The organism is Streptomyces botrytidirepellens (assembly GCF_003721215.1).
GTDB lineage: Bacteria > Actinomycetota > Actinomycetes > Streptomycetales > Streptomycetaceae > Streptomyces > Streptomyces himastatinicus.
Map to the genome: position 1 here is coordinate 1 of NZ_RIBZ01000845.1, position 20530 is coordinate 20530.

Below are 20530 nucleotides of genomic sequence, written 5' to 3' on the forward strand. Positions count from 1 at the left end.
GCCCCGGCCGCCACCGCGCACCCGGCCACCGCGGGTCTCGCCGCCTCGGGCGCGGCTGCCGCCGCCGTCCACCCGGCGATGCCGAGTACGGGGGCCGCCACCAGGAGGCCGAGGAGGGCCCGCCTGGCGGGCGAGTTCCACCTGCGGGCACGCGACCGCTCACGCTGGTCGGGATGTATCGGAGTCATCGATTCCTCGCGGCCGGTGGGTCGAGCGGGCAACAGCCGCCGGGCGCCTTGGGTCTGGCTCGGAAGAGTAAGTCCTCGGTAAAAGGCGGAAGTTAGACGGTCAGTCTAGGCATCCGGTCGAGCGTTTGTTCAAGATTGATCATCGATTTTCTTTGCCGCCAGATGAGAATTCGGCCTGATCATTCAGACGGGCCGCCGGAGCACGGCCGGAACACCGGAACGGCCGGGGCGCCCTCCCCGAGTACGCGGAAGGTGACGCGCAGCGGCATCCCGGCCCGCAGCCCGTCGGCGGGGTGGTCGACGATCCGGGTCATCATCCGCGGCCCCTCGGCGAGATCCACCACGGCGGCGGTGTACGGGACCTGGGCGCCGAAGGGCGGGAGGTCGTTACGGTGCACCTCGGACCAGGTGTAGAGGGTGGCGGCGCCGCTCGCCTCCTCCCAGGTGACGTCCTCGCTCCAGCAGTGCGGGCAGAACTCGCGGGGGTAGTGGTGGGCCCGGCCGCAGGAGGCGCAGCGGCGGATCAGCAGGCTGCCGCGGGCGGCGGCGTCCCAGTAGGGGCGGCTGAAGGGGTCGGGTTCGGGCAGGTCGAAGCGGGGCGCCGCGGGGGCGCCGGAGGTGTCGGGGCCGCTCATGCGCGCACTCCTTCCGGCCGCCGTTTCTGACGGCACATCAGTTTCCGGCGCCGGGGCGGACGGGCACAAGGGGCGGGTAGGAACAGGGGGCGGGTGGACACAGCGACGGGCGGCCACAGCGACGGGCGGCCACGGGGACGGGCGCCCCGCCCCCGTGGCCGATCCGCAACCGATTCGGAATTCCTTTGACCGAAACCCGTCAAGCAGCCGGGACTACGCTCCCCCCATGGCCGACAGTCTCCCCGCGAGATCCCCTTCACCCGTCTACGTGATCGGCGGCGGCCCGGGCGGGCTCGCCACCGCCGCCGCGCTGCGCGCACGCGGCATCCACGCCGTGGTCCTGGAGAAGTCCGACACGGTCGCCGCCTCCTGGCGCGGCCACTACGACCGGCTGCGTCTGCACACCACGCGCCGCCTCTCCGCGCTGCCCGGCCTGCCGATGCCGCGCGCGTTCGGGCGCTGGGTCGCCCGGGACGACGTGGTGCGCTACCTGGAGCGGTACGCGGAGCACCACCGGCTGGAGATCGTCACGGGCGTGGAGGTGACCCGCATCGACCGGGCCGACGACGACACCGGCTGGGTGCTGCGGGCCGGGGGCGGGCGGGAGCTGACCTCGCCGGTGGCGGTGGTCGCGACCGGCTACAACCACACGCCGCGGCTGCCGGACTGGCCGGGCCGGGACACCTACACCGGCGAGCTGCTGCACGCCCACCGCTACCGCAACGCCCGGCCGTACGAGGGCCGGGACGTGCTGGTGGTCGGGGTCGGCAACACGGGCGCGGAGATCGCGGTCGACCTGGTCGAGGGCGGCGCGGCGCGGGTGCGGCTGGCGGTCCGTACCGCGCCGCACATCCTGCGCCGCTCGACGGCGGGCTGGCCCGCACAGCGCACCGGCATCCTGGTGCGGCGGCTGCCGCGGGGCGCGGTGGACCGGGCGGCGCGGCTGATGTGCCGGCTGAGCATGCCGGACCTGACCGCACAGGGGCTGCCGTGGCCGGAGGCGGGGCTCTACACCCGGGTGCGGCAGGGCGCGATCCCGGTACAGGACGTGGGGCTGGTCGACGCGGTGCGCACGGGGCGGGTGGAGGTGGTCGCCGCGGTCGAGTCGCTGGACCAGGACAAGGTGGTGCTGGCCGACGGCTCACGCATCGGCCCCGAGGCGGTGATCGCGGCGACCGGCTACCGGCGCGGACTGGAGGACCTGGTCGGACACCTGGGCGTGCTGGACGGCCGCGGGCATCCGCTCACCCACGGCAGGCGCACCCTGCCCACCGCGCCGGGCCTGTACTTCACGGGCTATACGAACCCGATCAGCGGCATGCTGCGCGAGCTGGCCCTGGACGCGAAGAAGATCGCGTCGACGGTGTCCCGCACGACGGCTTGATTTCGCCGCCCGCGCGGCGGCGTGAGCACGCCGCCGGGCGGGCACCCTCTTGTTGCCGTCGTGCCGTACCGCCGGTAACGGCCGCGCCGTCACCCTGCGTGTTCGCCGCGCACCGAGCATTCCTGACAGCCCGTCAGCTCTGTAGCCTGACTACTCAGTAATGTGACTGGGCGTCAGTTACCTGGTTATTGGCCAACGAGCAGGAGTGGCGGATACCCAATGCTTGGATCGACTCACGGCACCCTCACCACCAACTCCCGTCACGCCCGCGCCGTCGCCTGCGGGCGGGCACCCGGCCCCGCCGTCCAGGTCCACCAGCGCGCCTCGGCCCTCGACGACGCCGAGGACCTGGACGTCAGCGGCCGCCCGCTGCACTCCGAGGTCCCCGACCTGGACCGCTTCTTCCGCCCCCGGTCGGTGGCCCTCATCGGCGCCTCCGACACCGAAGGCCGTCCCGGCACCGGCATCACCCGGCAGCTCCTCGCCTGGGCCGAACGCGTCGGCGCCCGGCTGCACCCCGTCCACCCCTCCCGTCCGGCCGTCTTCGGCCTCCCGTGCGTCCCGTCCGTCGCCGAACTGCCCGAACCCGTCGACCTCGCCGTCCTCCTCGTCCGCGACCCCCTCCCGGTCATCGAGGAACTGGCCCAGGTCAAGGTCAAGTTCGCCGTCGTCTTCGCCTCCGGCTTCGCCGAGACCGGCGCCGAGGGCGCCGCCGCCCAGGCCCGGCTGGCCGCCGCGGCCCGCCGCGCCGGGCTGCGGCTGCTGGGCCCCAACACCAACCTCAACGCCTTCGAGGAGTTCCGCGACGACCTCGAAGGGCCCGCCATCGCCCTCATCACCCAGTCAGGCCACCAGGGACGCCCCGTCTACACCCTCCAGGAACTGGGCATCCGGCTCAGCCACTGGGCGCCCACCGGCAACGAGGCCGACCTGGAGAGCGCCGACTTCCTCTCGTACTTCGCCACCCGGCCCGAGGTCGGCGCCATCGCCCTGTACGCGGAGGGGCTCAAGGACGGCCGCGGCTTCCTCCTCGCCGCCGACCGGGCCGCCCGCGCCAAGGTGCCCGTCGTCGCCGTCAAGGTCGGCCGCACCGAGACCGGCGCCCGCACCGCCGCCTCCCACACCGGCAAACTGACCGGCGCGGACGCGGTCGTGGACGCGGCCATGCGCCAGTTCGGCGTGATCCGGGTGGACGGCCTGGACGAACTCCAGGACACGGCCGCGCTGCTCGCCCGCGCCCGGCCCCCGCGCGCCGAGGGCGTCGTGGTGTATTCGATCTCCGGGGGCACCGGCGCCCATGTCGCCGACCTCGCCACCGCGGCCGGGCTCCCGATGCCCACCCTCTCCGCCGAGAAACAGGCCGAACTCCACCAGTGGATACCCGGCGACCTCACCGTCGCCAACCCGGTCGACAACGGCGGCCACCCCGTCGGCGACTGGCGCGGCCCGAAGATCATCGACGCGATCCTCGCCGACCCGGCCGTGGGCGTGCTGATCTGTCCCATCACCGGCCCCTTCCCGCCGATGAGCGACAAGCTCGCACAAGACCTGGTCGACGCCGCGGAACGCACCGACAAGCTCGTCTGCGTGGTGTGGGGATCGCCCGTCGGCACCGAGGACGCCTACCGCACCACCCTGCTCGGATCCTCCCGCGTGGCCACCTTCCGCACCGTCGGCAACTGCATCACCGCCGTCCGCGCCTATCTCGGCCACCACCGCTTCACCGCCTCCTACCGCTCCCCCTTCGACGACGCCCCGCGCACCCCCTCCCCGTCGATGCGCAAGGCGAGCGGACTGCTGCGCCCCGGCCAGCGCCTGAGCGAACACGCCGCCAAGCAGCTGCTGCGCGCCTACGGCATACGGGTGCCGCGCGAACAGCTCGTCACCAGCGCCGCCGCGGCCGTGCGCGCCGCCGGACTCGTCGGCTACCCGGTCGTCATGAAGGCCTCCGCGCCGCAGCTCGCCCACAAGACCGAACTCGGCCTGGTCCGGCTGGGCCTGACCTCCGCCAGCCAGGTCCGCGACACCTATCGCGAACTCACCGACATCGCCCGCTACGAAGGCGTCGAACTGGACGGCGTCCTGGTGTGCCAGATGGTCGAGCGCGGCGTCGAAATGGTCGTCGGCGTCACCCACGACAGCCTCTTCGGGCCCACCGTGACCGTCGGCATCGGCGGCGTGCTCGTCGAGGTGCTGCGCGACACCGCGGTCCGCGTCCCCCCGTTCGGCGAGGACCAGGCCCGCGCCATGCTCGCCGAACTGCGCGGCCACGCCCTCCTCGACGGCGTCCGCGGCGCGCCCCCGTCCGATGTGGACGCCCTGGTCGAGGTCGTGCTGCGGGTGCAGCGCATGGCCCTGGAACTCGGCGACCAGCTCGCCGAACTCGACGTCAACCCCCTGATGGTGCTGCCCCGCGGCCAAGGCGCGGTGGCCCTCGACGCGCTGGCGATCTGCCGCTGAGCGCACGTAGCGCACGCGTCGCGCGCCGCCCCGCGGCCGACACCGCGCCCACAGCCTGAGGAGCCTCCCCATGACGTCTCCCTCCCCCGAAGAAGTGCTCGACTCCGTTGTACGGCACGCCACTGACAACGGGGTCGCCTGGATCACCCTCGACCGCCCGTCCGCCCTCAACGCCCTCACCCCTGACCAGCGCGAACGCCTGATCCTCCGGCTCGATCAGGCCTCCGCAGACCCGGCCGTGCGGGCCGTCGTGCTCACCGCCACCGGCAGGGGCTTCTGCGCGGGCGCCGACCTGCGCGGCGCCCCGTCCGCCCCGGCCGAGCGCGTCGCCGGCGACGTCGCACGGCTGATCCGCGGCGGGGCGCAGCGGCTCATCACCGCCGTGCTCGACTGCGAGAAACCCGTCATCGCCGCGGTCAACGGCACCGCCGCCGGGCTCGGCGCCCATCTCGCGCTCGCCTGCGATCTGGTCCTGGCCGCCGAATCGGCCACCTTCACCGAGGTCTTCGTACGCCGCGGTCTCGTCCCCGACGGCGGCGGCGCCTACCTGCTCCCCCGGCTGGTCGGCCCCCAGCGGGCGAAGGAGCTGCTGTTCTTCGGCGACGCGCTGCCCGCCGCCGAGGCCGAACGGCTCGGGCTGGTCAACCGCGTCGTACCGGACGGCGACCTCGCGGGGACCGCCCGCGCCTGGGCCGAACGCCTCGCCGCGGGCCCCACCCGCGCCCTCGCAGCCACCAAAGCGCTGGTCAACGCCTCGCTGGAGTCCGGCCGGGCCGCCGCCTTCGCCGCCGAGGCCGCCGCCCAGGAGACCAACATGACCACGGCCGACGCGCACGAGGGCGTACGGGCCTTCGTCGAACGCCGCCCCCCGGTGTACCGGGGCCGCTGACCACACCGCACCACCGCAGGACCGCAGCAACCGCAGCACCAGCACCGCGACGAGGAGATTCGGAACCATGATGGGACACGCCGGAATGGCCGCCACCGCCGTCCGCTATCTGCGCTCGGCCGGCTCGCCCACCACCGCCGGGCCACCGCCTCCGCCCAGCGCGCGCCGCGCGCTGCGCGCCGTACAGGAGGATGAGCGCCCGCCCCTGAACCCGGCGGAGTTCCGCCGGGTCCTGGGCCACTTCGCGAGCGGCGTCACCGTGGTCGCGACCACCGACGAGGCGGGGCCGACCGGCTTCGCCTGCCAGTCGTTCACCTCGCTGTCCCTCGACCCGCCGCTGATCGCCTTCATGGTCGCCCGTACGTCCACGACCTGGCCCCGGATCGCCCGGAGCGGCGTCTTCTGCGTCAGCATCCTGGGCGCGGCCCAGGCCGAGCTGTGCCGGTCCTTCGCGATCAGCTCCGCCGACCGCCCGGACAAGTTCGCCGGTGTCCCCCATACCCCGTGCCCGGTCACCGGCTCACCCCGCCTCACGGGCGCCGCGGCCTGGATCGACTGCACCGTCCACACGGTCCACACCGGCGGCGACCACCTGGTGGTAGTGGGCCGGGTGTGCGCCCTGGACACCGACGAAGAGGCGGCGGCCGACGGTCCTCTCCTCTTCCACCGCGGCGCGTTCACACGCCTGGCACCGGGGCGGTAGCGGCACCGCGCCGGATCATCAACGCCATCAGGGCCGCCACCGCGCACAGCCCGCCCGCCCCGTACCAGACCAGGTCGTAACTGCCGAACGCGTCCCGCGCCATCCCTCCGACGAACGCCACGAGCCCCGCGCCCACCTGGTGCGACGCCAGCACCCACCCGAACACGATGGCGCTGTCCTCCCCGTACCACTCCCGGCACAGCGCGATCGTCGGCGGCACCGTGGCCACCCAGTCGAGCCCGTAGAAGACGATGAAGAAGATCATCGGCGGGTGCACCGCGTCGTTCAGCAGCAGTGGCAGGACCATCAGGGACAGCCCGCGCAGCGCGTAGTACACGGCCAGCAGCCGCCGCGCGTCGAAGCGGTCGGTGAACCAGCCGGAGGCGACCGTCCCCACGATGTCGAAGACGCCGATCACCGCGAGCAGGCTCGCGGCCGCCGTCACCGGCATGCCGTGGTCGTGCGCGGCGGGCACGAAGTGGGTCTTGACCAGGCCGTTCGTCGAGGCGCCGCAGACCGCGAACGTCCCGGCGAGCAGCCAGAACGTACCGGTCCGCGAGGCCGACGCGAGAGCCGTCACCGCGCGCCGGGCGGCGCCCCGCTGCGGGGCGGGCTTGGGGGCGGGCGGGCCGTCGGCCCCGTACGCGGTGAGCCCGACGTCGGACGGGTGGTCGCGCAGCAGCAGCACCACGCACGGCACGACGGCGAGGGCCGCGACCGTGACGGTCATGGCGGCGGGACGCCAGTCGTGCTGCCGCTCCACGAGCCAGGAGAGCAGCGGCAGGAAGACGAGCTGACCGGACGCGCCGCCCGCGGTGAGGATGCCGGTGACCAGACCGCGCCGCGCGACGAACCACCGGTTGGTGACGGTCGCGGCGAAGGCGAGCGCCATGGCCCCGCTGCCGAGGCCGACGAGCACGCCCCAGCACAGGATGAGCTGCCAGGGGGACGTCATGAAGACCGTGAGGCCGCCGCCGAGGGCGATGACCGTCAGCGCGGCGGCGACGACCTGACGGACGCCGAAGCGGTCCATCAGGGCGGCGGCGAACGGCGCGGTGAGCCCGTACAGCGCGAGGTTGACGGACACGGCGAAGCCGATGGTGCCGCGCGACCAGCCGAACTCCTCATGGAGCGGGTCGACCAGCAGCCCGGGCAGGGAGGCGAATCCGGCCGCCATGGTGATCGTCATGAAGGTGACGGCGGCGACCAGCCACGCCCGGTGGGGACGGCGTATGGGGGCCCTGCGGGTCGGCTGCCCGCCCTGTCCGGGGGCGGGGGCCCGGCGAGATCTGATTGTCTGCGTCACCGGACCAGCATCGGGCGGCGGCTCCCCACGAACGAGTGGCCCGTGGGACAGCATTCGCTAGGATCGGGCCACACCGCCGCGACGGGAGGCCCGACCCATGCCCCAGCCCGAGAAGACCGCGAAGCTCCACCGCGTCGTCGTGCTCGCCCTGCCCGGCGTGATCCCCTTCGAACTGGGCATCCCGTACCGGATCTTCGGCAAGGCCCGCTCCGCCGCACGCCTGCCGCTGTACGAGGTGGTGACCTGCACCCCCGAGCCCGGTCCGGTCTCCACCGATGCCGACTTCCCGATCATGGTCGAGCGGGGCCCGGAAGCCCTCGCCGAGGCGGACACCATCGTGGTGCCCGCCTCGTACGAACTCGGACCGGTCTTCGCGGAGGGCCGGCTGACCGCGCCGCTTGCCGCCGCCCTCGCCCACGCCCGGCCCGGCGTCCGCTGGGTGTCCATCTGCACCGCCTCGTACGTCCTCGCCGCGGCCGGGCTGCTCGACGGCCGCCCCGCCACCACCCACTGGAGCAGCGCCGGCCACTTCCAGCGGCTCTTCCCGTCCATCGCGGTCGATCCGGACGTGCTGTTCGTGGACGACGGCGACGTCCTCACCTCCGCCGGAGTCGCCTCGGGCCTCGACCTGTGTCTGCACGTCGTACGGCGCGACCACGGCACCGCCGTCGCCAACGAGGTCGCCCGGCGGAGCCTGGTGCCACCGCACCGCGACGGCGGCCAGGCCCAGTACATCCGCCGCCCGGTGCCCGAGCCGCAGCAGGCCACCACCACCTCGGCCCGCGCCTGGGCGCTCGGCCGCCTCGACCGTCCCCTCACGCTGCGCGAACTGGCCGCCCAGGAGGCGATGAGCGTCCGCACCTTCACCCGCCGCTTCCGCGAGGAGGTCGGCGTCAGCCCCGGCCAGTGGCTGACGCAGCAGCGGGTGGAGCGGGCCAGGCATCTGCTGGAGGACACGGACCTGTCGGTGGACCAGGTGGCGCGGGACGCGGGCTTCGGCACACCCGCGTCGATGCGGCAGCACGTGCAGGCGGCGCTCGGGGTCTCCCCCACCGCGTACCGGCGCACCTTCCGGGCCTCCGCGGGCGAGGGTGGTGCCGTCCGGAACGATCGGAACCCTCAGAACGCTGAGAACGCTCAGAACGTGAGCACGGCCCGCGCCACCCGCCCGCCGCGCGCGTCGTCCACGGCCGTGGCGAATTCCTCCACCGGGTAGACGCGGGTGACGAGTTCGTCCAGCAGCAACCGGCCCTGCCGGTACAGCTCCGCGTACCGGGCGATGTCGCGCTGCGGACGCGCGGAGCCGTAGCGGCAGCCGAGGATGGACTTGTCCAGATAGAGGGTGGAGACCCGGAAGGCCGCCTCGGCGTCCGCGGGCGGGACCCCGAGCAGCACCGCCTGACCGTGCCGGTCGAGGAGGTCGACGGCTTGCCGGATGAGCCGGGTGGAGCCGACGCATTCGAAGGCGTGGTCGGCGCCGGTGGGCAGGATCTCCCGTACGGCGTCGGGCGTGGCGGCGAAGTGGGTGGCGCCGAAGCGCCGGGCCAGCGGCTCCTTGGCCGGGTTGTTGTCGACGGCGACGACGGTGGTCGCCCCGGCGAGCCGGGCCCCCTGGAGGACATTGAGCCCGATGCCGCCGGTGCCGATGACGACGACCGACTCGCCGTGTTCCACCCGGGCCCGGTTGAGGACGGCGCCGACGCCCGTGAGCACTCCGCAGCCGATGAGGGCGGCGGAGGTGAGCGGGATCTCGTCCGGGATCTTCACCGCCTGGACGGCCGTGACCAGCGTGCGCTGTGCGAACGCCGAGTTGGAGGCGAAGTTGAACAGCCTCTCACCGTTCTCGCGGTGGAACGGGCGGCCCGGCCTGCCGATCGCGGCGCGGCACATGGTGGGGCGGCCGCGGTCGCAGTCGGCGCAGGCGCCGCAGTTGGCGAGGGTGGAGAGGGCGACGTGGTCCCCGGGGGCGACATGGGTGACGCCGGGCCCCACCGACTCGACCACGCCCGCGCCCTCGTGGCCGAGCACCACCGGCACGGGAAACGGAATGGTGCCGTCGATGACGGACAGATCGCTGTGGCACAGCCCGGCGGCGGCCACGGCCACCAGCACCTCCCCCGGGCCCGGTTCGCGAACCTCCAGGTCGTCGACCACCCGAGGCCCCTTGCCGTCGAACACAACGCCTCTCATACCCGCTCCTCCCCCACCTCTGGGGCCCTCAGGAGGCCCAGACCACCGACTGGAGTTCGCTGTACGCGTGCAGCCCGAACGAGCCGCCGTCGCGGCCGACACCGCTGTGCTTGAAGCCGCCGAACGGCGTCTCGGGGTGGCGCTGGACCGTGTTGATGCCGACGTTCCCGCTGCGCAGCCGGGCGGCCAGCGCCCAGGCGCGGCCCGCGTCGGCGCTGAAGACGTAGTCGTAGAGGCCGTACGAGGTGCCGTTGGCGATCCGCACCGCCTCGTCCTCGTCGTCGAAGGGCAGGGCCACGACGACCGGGCCGAACAGCTCCTCGCGGGCCACGGTCATGCCGGGGTCGGCGTCGGCGACGAGGGTCGGCGCGACATAGAACCCGGACGCGACGGGCGGGCGTTCACCGCCGGTGACGAGGCGGGCGCCCTGCTCACGGGCCCCGGCGAGGTACGCCTCGACCCGGTCGCGCTGGGCTGCGGAGATCAGCGGACCCACGATCGTGGAGTTATCCACAGGGTCCCCCACGGTCAGTGACTTTGCGTAATCTGTGAGTGCGGCGACCACCCGCTCGTACAGCGATCGATGGACGAGCACCCGAGTCGGCGCCGTGCAGATCTGCCCGCTGTGGAAGGAGAAGGTCGAACCGACCGCCCCGACCGCCGACGCGATCACTCGCTTGTCGGCGTCCCCAAGGACGATGGCCGCGCCCTTGCCCCCCAGTTCCATCAGGGTGCGCTTCATCGAGTGGCCTGCGGATTCGGCGATCTTCTTCCCCACGGCGGTGGATCCGGTGAAGCTGACCATGTCGACACCGGGGTGCGCGACGAGCGCCTCGCCCGCGGCCGCGCGCGAGCCGGTGACGACATTGAAGACACCGTCCGGGAGCCCGGCCTCGGTCAGCAGCGGGCCGAGCTCGAGACAGGCCAGCGGGTCCTGCGGGGCCGGTTTGGCGACGACCGTATTGCCCATGGCGAGCGCCGGGGCGACCTTGCCCGCGAGATTGGCGAGGGGAAAGTTATAGGAGGTGATGCACGCGACGACACCCACCGGACGGCGGACCGCCGCCGCGCCGATCAGCCCGCCGGGCGCCAGCGGGCTGGCGGCGACCGGCAGCGGGGCGAGCGGGACGGTGTCCGGTTCCATCGCGCCGCGCGCGTAGCGGCGGAAGCGGTCGGCCGCGGGGGGCACTTGGAGGGCCGCGGTGACCCGCAGGGTCGCACCGGTCTCGGCCTGGACGAGGGGCACCAGGTCGGGGGCGCGCTCGGCCAGCAGGTCGGCCGCGCGGTCGAGTACGGCGGCGCGCTCCCGGGGGGCGGTGCGCGACCAGCCGTCGTACGCGGCCCGCGCGGCCCGCACCGCGGCATCGACGTCGGCGTCGTCGGCCTCCGGCGCCCGGCCGACGGTCTCCTCGGTGGCCGGATTGACGACCGCGTAATGCCCGGCTCCGGGCGCCCGCCAGGAGCCGCCGATCCAGTGCCCGTACGTCTTCATCGGGCCTCCTTGGGGAGGTTGAGTACGCGCTCGGCGATGATGTTGCGCTGGATCTCGTCCGAGCCGCCGTAGATGGTGTCGGCGCGGGAGAAGAGGAACAGGCGCTGCGCGGCGTCGAGTTCATACGGCCGGCCCTCGGTCCAGCGCACCGGGCCGAGCGCGGCCGCGGCGCCCCGCACCTGCACGGCCAGCTCGCCCAGCCGCCGATGCCAGCCGCCCCACAGCAGCTTGGCCACACTGGGCGCCCCGGCGTCGTGCGGAACGGACCGACGGGGAGCGGAGGGGGTGGGAGGGGAGGGGGTGGGGGTAGGGCCCCCGGAAGCGGGGTTCCCGGCGGCGCCCAGCGTGCGCAGGGCGTTCCAGCGCATGACCTTCAGCTCGGCCCACTGCCGGATCAGCCGGTCGCACAGTACGGGTTCGCGGGCGGCGCCGGTTTCCAGGGCCTGTCGTATGACGCGGTCGAGTTCCTGGACGAAGCCGATCTGCTGGACCAGGGTGGAGACTCCGCGTTCCACGGCGAGCAGGCTCATGGCCACGCTCCAGCCGCGGCCCGGGCCGCCGACGAGGTGGTCGGGGTGGGCGAGGGCCCCGTCGAAGAACACCTCGTTGAACTCCGCGGTGCCGGTGAGCTGCCGGATCGGCCGGACCTCGATGCGTCCCGGCTGGTCCATCGGCACCAGCAGGAAGGACAGCCCGTGGTGGCGTTGTGATCCCTCCTCGGTGCGGGCCAGGACGAAGCACCAGTCGGCTTCGCGGGCGTGGGAGGTCCAGATCTTCTGGCCGGTGACGCGGTACGTTCCGTCGCCCGGGTCGCGGACGGCGCGGGTGCGCACTCCGGCGAGGTCCGAGCCCGCGTCGGGTTCGCTGTAGCCCTGGCACCACAGTTCCTCGCCGCGGGCGATGGGCGGCAGGAAGCGGGCGCGCTGGGCGGGGTCGCCGTGTTCGAGCAGGGTGGGGGCGAGGAGGTTCTCGCCGATGTGGCCGAGCCGGGCGGGGGCTCCGGCGCGGGCGTATTCCTCGGCCCAGACGACCTGTTGGGTGAGGGTGGCGGCCCGGTTTCCGTAGGTCCCGTGGGTCCGGTCCCAGCCGAGCCCGATCCAGCCGCCGCCGCCCAGTTCGCGTTCCCAGGCGCGCTGCGCGGCGACATCGGCGGTGTGCGCGGTGTGCGCGGGGTCGGTGGAGCGGCCGGTCGGATGCGCGTCGAGCCAGGCGCGCGCCTCGTCGCGGAAGCGTTCGTCCCCGGGCCCGAAGGCGAAGTCCACGGCTTCTCCCCTTACGCGTTGGGGCGCTGCTGGGCGGCGGCGGCCTGGGCCATGGCTTCGAGCTGGGCCAGCAGCGGCATGGGGTCGGTGCCGACCGTGCCGGGCAGGAAGTCGGCGATCTTCTCCGGGGTCCAGGCGCCCTCGGCGTATCCGGCGCGCAGTTCCCTCGGCTGGGCCCAGACCGCGATCTTGGGGCCCGCGATCGTGTAGACCTGCCCGGTGATCTTCTCCTCGCGGGCCCGTTCGCTCAGCAGGTAGACGACCAGAGCCGCGACGTCCTCCGGTTCGCCGATCTCCTTCAGTTCCATCGGCACGTTGGCGGACATGCGGGTGCGGGCGACCGGGGCGACGCAGTTCGCGGTGACGCCGTATTTGTGCAGGCCGAGCGCCGCGCTGCGGACCAGCGAAATGATGCCGCCCTTGGCCGAGGCGTAGTTGGCCTGCGCGACGCTGCCCTGGTGGTTGCCGCTGGTGAAGCCGATCAGGGTGCCGGAGCGCTGCCGCCGCATCACGGCGGACGCGGCGCGGAAGACGGTGAAGGTGCCCTTGAGGTGGGTGGCGACGACCGGGTCCCACTCCTCCTCGGTCATGTTGAACAGCATCCGTTCGCGCAGGATTCCGGCCACGCACACGACGCCGTCGAGCCGTCCGTACCGTTCGACGGCGGTGTCCACGATCCGTTGGCCCCCGGCCATGGTGGAGACGTCGTCGGCGACCGCGACCGCCTCTCCGCCCGCCGCCACGATCTCCTTGACCGCCGCTTCGGCGATCTCGCTGGTGGGAGCGCCGCCCTCGATCGAGACGCCGTAGTCGTTGACGACGACCTTCGCGCCCTCGGCCGCGCAGGCGAGGGCCACGGCTCGTCCGATGCCGCGCCCGGCCCCGGTGACGGCGACCACCTTGCCGTCCAAGAAGTTGCCCACGTCGCGTCCCCTCCCGCAGTTTCTGACGGACCGTTAGATTTTTGAGCAGACCCGCCCCGAGTACAAGCCCTGGAACGGAACCGACCGAAGGAGGCGCCATGTCGCTGCCGCCCGAGTTCCACGACATCGCCCAGCGCGTCAACAACTGGGGGCGCTGGGGCGCCGACGACGAGATCGGCACCCTCAACCTGATCACCGACGCGGTGGTCCGGGACGCCGCCGCGACGGTGCGCACCGGCCGCCGCGTCCCGCTCGCGGTTCCGCTGCGGCAGGACGGCATCCAGACCGGGATGGTCCCGGGAAGGGTCAACCCGCTGCACACCATGGTCGCCGTGAACGCCGAGATGTTCGGCCCGGGTACGGTCGCCACCAGCGACGACGCCGTGACGATGGGGCTTCAGGCGGGTACCCACTGGGACGGGCTGGCCCATGTCTCGCACTCCGGCAGGCTCTACAACGGCCGCCCCGCCGCCTCCGTCACCGCTCAGGGCCGCGCGGCCTTCAGCGGCATCGACACGGCGCGGCACATCGTCTCGCGCGGGGTGCTGCTCGACGTCGCGCGCGCCCGGGGCGCGGACCGGCTGCCCGAGGGGCACGTCGTCACCCCCGAAGACCTCGCCGCCGCCGAGGAACTGGCTCAGGCCCCGGTCCGGCCCGGCGACATCGTGCTCGTACGGACCGGTCAGATCCAGCGGTATCTCGCGGGCGAGCGGGAGGCGTACGCGTTTCCGTCGCCGGGCCTGTCGCTGCGCACCCCCGAGTGGTTCCACGCCCGCGACGTGGCGGCGGTCGCCAACGACACGCTCACCTTCGAGATCGTCCCACCGGAGATCGAGAACTTGTGGCTGCCCGTCCATGCCCTCGACCTGGTCGAAATGGGCATGATGCAGGGCCAGAACTGGAATCTGGAGGAGCTGTCGGCGGTCTGCGCCGACGAGGGGCGCTACGCCTTTCTGCTGTCGGCCACGCCGGAGCCGTTCACCGGCGGGACCGGTGCCCCGGTCGCGCCGGTGGCGATCCTCTGACACCGGCACCGCAAAGAACGCTCGCGACGCTACAGATGCGCGGACGCGAGGGGACGGGCGGGACGGGTCTATCGGGCGGCGGTGCGCTCATGCACACCCCGAGCACGGCATCGCGCACCGCCACCCGGCTCCGGCGCCGAGCCCTGATCAGGCGCCGGGCCGCGACCCGCACTCGCCAAGGTACGGCCCCGTGAACACACGGTTCACGGGGACCACATGGACCTCGGCGTCCCCTCGCGACGAATCGCTGATCCTAGAGTGATCACTCGGCCACGTCACGTCAACACCTGGTCTGGACTTTGTGAGGTCCGCCCCAGATGCGAGGGCGCGCGGGAGGCGCCATGTCCCGTCAGAAGAGGCTTCTCACGCGCCCCGTGATCGCCGTGCTCGACGCGCTCCGCGCCGTCCGCGCACTCCTCGCGCCGACCGCGGTCGATTTCGCACCAGATGCGCTTGCCCGCGCCCTCGGGCTGCCAGCCCCAGCGGTCCGCGAGACCGTCGACGAGCTCCAGTCCGCGGCCGTTGGTGGCCTCCTCGTCGGCGCGGCGCTGGCGCGGTGCGCGGGCACTGGCGTCCGCGACCTCGACCCGGACCGTGCCCAGCTCGGGCCCCTTCTCCGCGGAGGGCGCAGCGGAACCGTCGCCACCGGTCTGCGCGGGGAAGCGCATGCGCAGCACGGCGGGACAGCCGGTGTGCACCACGGCGTTGGTGACCAGCTCGGAGATGAGCAGGATCAATGTCTCGGCGAGCGGCTCGTCGGCTCCGATACCGGACCCGGCGAGCCGCGAACGCGCCCACCGACGGGCACGGCTCACCTCCGCGGGGTCGGGTCGGACCTCCATCTGCATCTGAAGCACCTGCACCGCTCACACCATCCGAACTGGCGGACACATCGCCTCATACCTCCAAGAGGTCCTCGAAGAGGTCACGGAACGTGACGCTCCCCCAGCTGCCGCTGGGAGGTACCCCCTTGTGAGAGAGCATGGTTGACGTACAGTCACCCCAACAAGCGCTTCGGTCATATTCCAGCGCCAAGGAGTATGCGTGGGGCATACTGTGCGACGCACGCCCCGAGGACTCGAACAGCGAGGCAAGATCGGAGCGCGCCCCGTGCGAGCGGGGCACATCGGCGTGCCCGGAGTCGCCCCACGGGCCACGCCGGGTTCGTTGCACCCCAAAACCGCTCGCACCCAACGGAGAGTACCCGAGCCGGAGCCCGACTCCCCCCTGTGACGAGTCACGCCTAGGAAACAACCCGATATCAACGCTCGGTCACCTCAAAGCCTCCGGGGATCTCCCCAGAGAATGCGACATCCCAACAATTCAGGCGTATCCATGGAGCCCGGTTACAAACCTGTTTCACCGGTCAACAGGAGTTCGGCGGCGAGTTCCTCCTCGGCCGCGGCCGCCGTCTGCCACTGACCGGCGCGCACCCAGGCCCGCTTGAGGTGCAGATGGACATCGGCTTCCCAGGTGAACCCCATTCCACCGTGCACCTGAAGGCAGTCGCGGGCGTTGTGGACGGCCGCCTCGTCGGCGAGCAGTTTGGCGGCGGCGATGTCGCTCGCCTCTTCTGTGACCGCGGCGGCGTACACCACACTTCTGGCTGATTCGGTGCGTACGAGCATCCGTGCGCACAGATGCTGTACGGCCTGGAAGGCGCCGATCGGGCGGCCGAACTGCGTGCGCGCCGTGGCGTGGTCGACCGCCATCCGGACCGTACGGGAGGCACTGCCGAGCTGTTGGGCCGCGGTCAGCAGGGTCGCCTCGCGGCGCAGCCGGGCGGCGGCCCCCACGGCCCCGGCGCCCGCCCCGGCCTCGAAGGCCTCGAAGGCTTGAAAGGTCGGGTGCACCCGGTGCAGCGGCGTGGCCGGGTCGACGGAACGTATCGGCCGTGCCGGGTCCGCGAGCGCGGCGGCCGGAAGCACCTCGGCGTCCTCGCCGCTCAGCACCAGCACGGCGTCGGCCGAGGCCAGGTGCTCCACCAGCCGGTCCGCCCCGGGCCCGAGGTCCAGCGCGGCGACCACGGCCGCGCCTTCGGCCGCACCCTCAACCGCGTTCGCCGCGGCGTGCGCAAGTCCCAGGCCCGCCGCGAGCTGGGTGGCGACCAGCGGCCCCGGGAGCAGCGCCCGGCCCGCCTCCTCCATGGCCAGCACCGCTTCCGGCAGTCCGAGCCCGACCCCGCCCGCCGCCTCGGGCAGCCGCAGCGCGAAGAATCCGGCCGTGCCGAGTTCCCGCCACAGGGCACGGTCCAGCGGCGCCGTATCGCCGTGACCGTCCACCACCGTCCGTAACCGGGTGCGGGGGAAGCGCCGTTCCAGCAGGTCGCGCACCCCGTCCCGCAGCGCCCGCTGGTCGTCGTCGAGCTGGAAGTCCATGGGTCCGGGTCACCGCCCCTTCGGCAGGCCGAGGATGCGCTCGGCGACGATGTTCCGCTGGATCTGCGACGTTCCGGCGGCGATGGTGTACGAGAGGGACGACAGCCGGTCCGCGACCCACTCGTGCCCGGCGTCCAGCGCGTCCGGGCCCAGCACCTCGGCGGCGGCGTCATACAGCTCCTGCCGCACCTCCGAGAAGCGGAGCTTGAAGACCGAGCCGCCGACGCCCGGCACCCCGCCGGTGCGCTGCGCTTCGCTCACGTTCCACTGGGTGAGCCGCCACAGCGCCGCGCAGGCGGCGGCGAGCCGCCCGAGCCGCCGCCGCAGCACGGGGTCGTCCCACCGCCCGTTGGCCTTGGCGGTGCGGGCGAGGGCCTCCAGTACGCGGCGGCAGGCGATGACCTCGCCGACGAAGGCCGTGCCGCGTTCGAAGGAGAGGGTCACCATGGTCACCCGCCAGCCGTCGTTCTCGGCGCCGATCCGGTGGTCGACGGGCACCCGCACCTCGTCGAGGAAGACCTCGGCGAACTCGGCGGTCCCGGCGAGGGTGCGCAGCGGCCGTACGGTCACGCCGGGCGCGTCCATGGGCAGGGCGAGCCAGGTGATGCCCCGGTGCTTCGGCGTCTCGGGGCCCACGGGGGTGGTGCGCACCAGGAGTTCGCACCAGTCGGCGACCTCGGCGTGCGAGGTCCAGATCTTGCTGCCGCTGACGACGTAGCTGTCGCCGTCCCGTACGGCCCGGGTGCGCAAGGAGGCCAGGTCGGATCCGGCGTCGGGTTCGGAGAAGCCCTGGCACCAGACCTGGTCGCCGCGGAGGATCGGCGGCAGCCAGCGGGCCCGCTGGGCGGGGGTGCCCTCGGCGGCGATGGTGGGGCCCGCGTGCAGCAGTCCGACGAAGTTGGCGCCGACGTAGGGCGCGCCCGCGCGTTCGGTCTCCTCCAGGAAGATCAGGTGCTGGGTGGGGGTGGCGCCCCGGCCTCCGGCGTCCTCGGGCCAGTGCAGTCCGGCGTACCCGGCGTCGTACAGCATGCGCTGCCAGCCGCAGTCGTAGGCGCGGCGGGCGGGCCAGTCGGCGGGGTCGGGGCGGTCGGGCAGGGTGGGGAGGACGTCCGCGAGCCAGGCGCGCAGTCCGTGCCGGAAGTCCTCCTCGTCCTGCGTGAAGGCGAGATCCATCGGCGGCCGTTCCTCCCTCTTCTGATGTCACGTCAGATCAGGCGGCAGGGGAAGGCTAATCCGCACCCCCTGGACCGACAAGACGGACGGCCTTACGCTTCCCGCATTATCTGACTAACCGTCAGATTCATGGTCACGGGAGGCCGGGATGACCGACACCACAGCCGGGACGACCGACACCGCACACGCCCTCGGCGCATCGGCGACGCTGTGGGAGCTGCTGGAGCGGCGCGCCGCGCTCACCCCGGACGCCCCCGCGCTGATCCAGGCCGCCGCCAGCGGACGGCACGACCGGAGGCTGACGTTCCGGGCGCTGCGCACCCGCGCGGAGCGCACGGCGGCCGGGCTGTACGCGATGGGGGTGGGCCCCGGCAGCCGGGTCGCCTGGCAGCTGCCCACCCGACTGGAGACGGTCGTGCTGACCATGGCGCTGGCCCGGCTGGGCGCCGTACAGACCCCGCTCATCCCGTACTACCGCGACCGCGAGGTGGGGTACGCGCTCCGGGCCTCGGGCGCGCGCTTCTTCGCCGTCCCCGGGACCTGGCGCGGCTTCGACCACACGGCGATGGCGCACCGGCTGGCCGCCCGGCTGCCGCAGCCGCCGCGCGTCTTCGAGGCGTACGACGCGCTCCCGGTCGCCGACCCGAAGGCGGCGAAGCTGCCGCCGCCGCCCACCGACGGGACCGCCGTCCGCTGGATCTACTGGACCTCGGGCACCACCTCCGACCCCAAGGGGGTGCTGCACACCGACCGCAGCCTCATCGCCGCCGGGTCGTGTCTCGCCCACGCGCTGCGGCTGAGACCGGACGACATCGGGTCGATGGCCTTCCCGTACGCCCATGTCGCCGGGCCCGACTACACGGTGATGCTGCTGCTGTACGGCTTCCCCGCCGTGCTGCTGGAGCACTTCGCGCTGCCGGACTCGCTGGCCGCGTACCGGCGGCACGGGGTGACGGTCGCGGGCGGCAGCACCGCCTTCTACTCCATGTTCCTGGCGGAGCAGCGCAAGGATCCCGCGCACCGGCTCATCCCGACGCTGCGGCTGCTGGCCGGGGGCGGCGCCCCCAAGCCGCCCGAGCTGTACTACGAGGTGGTGCGGGAACTGGGGTGCCAACTGACGCACGGCTACGGGATGACCGAGGTTCCCATGATCACCATGGGGTCGCCGGACGACGGGGACGAACTGCTGGCGACGACGGAGGGGCGCCCGCCCGCGGAGATGGAGATCCGCGTCGTGGACGGGGAGGTGCGGCTGCGGGGCGAGGCGGTGTGCACCGGATATCTGGACGAGGCACAGACCCGGGAGGCATTCGACGCCAACGGCTTCTTCCGCACCGGCGATCTCGGCCATCTGACAGCAAGCGGTCATCTCGTGCTCACGGGACGTGCCAAGGACATCATCATCCGTAAGGGCGAGAACATTTCCGCGAAGGAGATCGAGCAGCTGCTGTACCGCCACCCGGATGTGGGCGACGTGGCGGTGATCGGGCTGCCGGACTCGGAGCGCGGGGAGGTGGTGTGCGCCGTGGTGGAGCAGCCGGTGGGGGCGGCGCCGCTGACGGTGGAGGGCGTCGGGTCCTATCTGCGGGGCGCGGGGCTGTCGGTGCACAAGGTGCCGGAGCGGGTGGAGGTGGTGGACGCGCTGCCGCGCAACGAGACGCTGCGGAAGGTGCTGAAGTACCGGCTGCGGGAGCGGTTCGGGGGTGCGGTCCGTTAGCGCGTGTCAGCCCGTGGTGCTGTACGTGGCCGTCGCCTGCTCGAAGTGGCGGTTCACCGCGCGGCGCTCGTCGGCCGGGCCTATCGCCAGGACCACGTGGTAGCGGCCGCCGATCAGCATGGCCAGGTTGCGCGCGTACACGCTGCGGCCGCTGGTGTCCCGCCAGCTGAACTGTCCCTCCGCCATCGCCGTCTTCCCGACGTCGATCCGCTTCAGCCCCGAGGACGACGCCCACGCCGAGTCGCGGAAGGCGGCCAATTCGGCCTCCCGGTTCTGCTGGTACGCCATCGGGTCGGCGCCGAACTCGGACACCTTGTCCCGCCCGGCCACGATCACCAGCTCGATGTCGCCGCCGATGTACCGGATCTGGCCGCGCGCGTTCTCGCCGCGCCGGGTCCAGCCCTCGTGGACGGCGACGCTGAAGCCCTTGGGGTCCTTGCGGACCGCGAAGCCCTTCGCGAGACCGGCCGGTTCGGTGGACTGGGGTTCGTCGGAACCCGGGTCCGACGAGCCGTCGCCGCTCTCGCCGTTCTCCTCGGACGACGGTGACGCCGGGTCGTGGGCGCTGGTGGGCGCCGGACTCCCCGCGCCCGCCGACCCCGTACGGTCCTGGCCACCGGTGTCCTCGGTACGCGGCATGAACATCATCGCGTACAGCACCGCCGCCGCCAGGCCCAGCAGTATCAGCAGGAGCAGCACCCGCCCCAGCCTGCGCGGCTTGCGGCCGGGGGCCCGCTCCCGCCGCGGGGCCGGACCCGGTTCGCGCGCGGCCTGCTTCGCCCGCTTGTGCCGCCCGTGCGCGGCC

Annotated in this window: 17 protein-coding genes and 1 pseudogene; 7 read left to right on the forward strand and 11 right to left on the reverse strand. The window is 73.1% G+C overall.

What is annotated here, in order from left to right:
* Together EEJ42_RS44345 and EEJ42_RS44350 are read right to left on the reverse strand one after the other, a co-directional pair.
* A partial coding sequence (locus EEJ42_RS44345; RefSeq protein ID WP_221179494.1) for a hypothetical protein occupies positions 1 to 188 on the reverse strand: 188 nt, incomplete at its 3' end.
* Positions 189 to 367: 179 nt separating this feature from the next.
* Positions 368 to 823, reverse strand: a complete 456-nt coding sequence (locus EEJ42_RS44350) for a Zn-ribbon domain-containing OB-fold protein (protein ID WP_123107801.1) — start codon at positions 821 to 823, stop codon at positions 368 to 370.
* 226 nt (positions 824 to 1049) lie between these two features.
* On the opposite strand from EEJ42_RS44350, the gene EEJ42_RS44355 reads away from it, so the two are divergent.
* The 4 genes from EEJ42_RS44355 (at position 1050) to EEJ42_RS44370 (ending at position 6259) form a co-directional block, all read left to right on the forward strand.
* On the forward strand, positions 1050 to 2207 hold the full coding sequence (locus tag EEJ42_RS44355; protein WP_123107802.1) for a flavin-containing monooxygenase: 1158 nt from the start codon (positions 1050 to 1052) through the stop codon (positions 2205 to 2207).
* 219 nt (positions 2208 to 2426) lie between these two features.
* Positions 2427 to 4667 carry an acetate--CoA ligase family protein gene (locus EEJ42_RS44360; RefSeq protein WP_123107803.1) on the forward strand — a complete coding sequence of 747 codons (2241 nt, stop codon included), beginning with the start codon at positions 2427 to 2429 and terminating at the stop codon, positions 4665 to 4667.
* Between the two features lie 70 nt (positions 4668 to 4737).
* Positions 4738 to 5556 (forward strand): enoyl-CoA hydratase/isomerase family protein, encoded by an 819-nt coding sequence (locus EEJ42_RS44365; RefSeq protein WP_123107804.1) that lies wholly within the window; start codon positions 4738 to 4740, stop codon positions 5554 to 5556.
* 67 nt (positions 5557 to 5623) lie between these two features.
* A complete protein-coding gene (locus EEJ42_RS44370) occupies positions 5624 to 6259 on the forward strand; it encodes a flavin reductase family protein (protein ID WP_246097797.1) in 636 nt (211 codons plus the stop codon).
* On the opposite strand, the gene EEJ42_RS44375 is transcribed toward EEJ42_RS44370, so the two are convergent.
* The gene (locus EEJ42_RS44375; RefSeq protein ID WP_246097799.1) at positions 6234 to 7565 is read right to left on the reverse strand and encodes an MFS transporter; all 1332 of its coding nucleotides are present in this window, start codon (positions 7563 to 7565) and stop codon (positions 6234 to 6236) included. The genes EEJ42_RS44370 and EEJ42_RS44375 overlap by 26 nt on opposite strands.
* Before the next feature lie 97 nt (positions 7566 to 7662).
* Between EEJ42_RS44375 and EEJ42_RS44380 the strand changes: the two genes are divergently transcribed.
* The gene (locus EEJ42_RS44380; RefSeq protein ID WP_123107807.1) at positions 7663 to 8781 is read left to right on the forward strand and encodes a GlxA family transcriptional regulator; all 1119 of its coding nucleotides are present in this window, start codon (positions 7663 to 7665) and stop codon (positions 8779 to 8781) included.
* On the opposite strand, the gene EEJ42_RS44385 is transcribed toward EEJ42_RS44380, so the two are convergent.
* From EEJ42_RS44385 to EEJ42_RS44400, 4 genes are read right to left on the reverse strand one after another with little or no spacing between them, the layout of a single operon-like run.
* Entirely contained in the window at positions 8703 to 9755 is a 1053-nt protein-coding gene (locus tag EEJ42_RS44385; RefSeq protein WP_123107808.1) for a Zn-dependent alcohol dehydrogenase, read from the reverse strand. The genes EEJ42_RS44380 and EEJ42_RS44385 overlap by 79 nt on opposite strands.
* 28 nt (positions 9756 to 9783) lie before the next feature.
* Positions 9784 to 11247, reverse strand: a complete 1464-nt coding sequence (locus tag EEJ42_RS44390) for an aldehyde dehydrogenase family protein (RefSeq protein ID WP_123107809.1) — start codon at positions 11245 to 11247, stop codon at positions 9784 to 9786.
* The gene (locus EEJ42_RS44395) at positions 11244 to 12509 is read right to left on the reverse strand and encodes an acyl-CoA dehydrogenase family protein (protein ID WP_123107810.1); all 1266 of its coding nucleotides are present in this window, start codon (positions 12507 to 12509) and stop codon (positions 11244 to 11246) included. Before EEJ42_RS44395 ends, EEJ42_RS44390 begins: the two co-directional genes overlap by 4 nt.
* An 11-nt stretch (positions 12510 to 12520) precedes the next feature.
* Positions 12521 to 13432 carry an SDR family oxidoreductase gene (locus EEJ42_RS44400; protein ID WP_123107811.1) on the reverse strand — a complete coding sequence of 304 codons (912 nt, stop codon included), beginning with the start codon at positions 13430 to 13432 and terminating at the stop codon, positions 12521 to 12523.
* 98 nt (positions 13433 to 13530) lie between these two features.
* Here EEJ42_RS44400 and EEJ42_RS44405 point away from each other — a divergent pair, with 98 nt between their 5' ends.
* Entirely contained in the window at positions 13531 to 14457 is a 927-nt protein-coding gene (locus tag EEJ42_RS44405) for a cyclase family protein (RefSeq protein WP_123107812.1), read from the forward strand.
* A gap of 275 nt (positions 14458 to 14732) precedes the next feature.
* Here the strand turns inward: EEJ42_RS44405 and EEJ42_RS44410 are convergent, their stop codons facing one another.
* From EEJ42_RS44410 to EEJ42_RS44420, 3 genes are all read right to left on the reverse strand, one after another.
* On the reverse strand, positions 14733 to 15320 hold the full coding sequence (locus EEJ42_RS44410) for an ATP-binding protein (protein WP_123107813.1): 588 nt from the start codon (positions 15318 to 15320) through the stop codon (positions 14733 to 14735).
* 483 nt (positions 15321 to 15803) lie between these two features.
* Positions 15804 to 16835, reverse strand: a complete 1032-nt coding sequence (locus EEJ42_RS44415; RefSeq protein ID WP_123107814.1) for an acyl-CoA dehydrogenase family protein — start codon at positions 16833 to 16835, stop codon at positions 15804 to 15806.
* Positions 16836 to 16844: 9 nt separating this feature from the next.
* Positions 16845 to 18008: an acyl-CoA dehydrogenase family protein gene (locus EEJ42_RS44420; RefSeq protein ID WP_123107815.1), complete on the reverse strand. Its 1164-nt coding sequence runs from the start codon at positions 18006 to 18008 to the stop codon at positions 16845 to 16847.
* Between the two features lie 148 nt (positions 18009 to 18156).
* Here EEJ42_RS44420 and EEJ42_RS44425 point away from each other — a divergent pair, with 148 nt between their 5' ends.
* A complete protein-coding gene (locus EEJ42_RS44425) occupies positions 18157 to 19725 on the forward strand; it encodes a class I adenylate-forming enzyme family protein (protein WP_123107816.1) in 1569 nt (522 codons plus the stop codon).
* A gap of 6 nt (positions 19726 to 19731) precedes the next feature.
* Here the strand turns inward: EEJ42_RS44425 and EEJ42_RS44430 are convergent.
* Positions 19732 to 20530, reverse strand: a pseudogene (locus tag EEJ42_RS44430) (protein kinase); the annotation flags it as partial.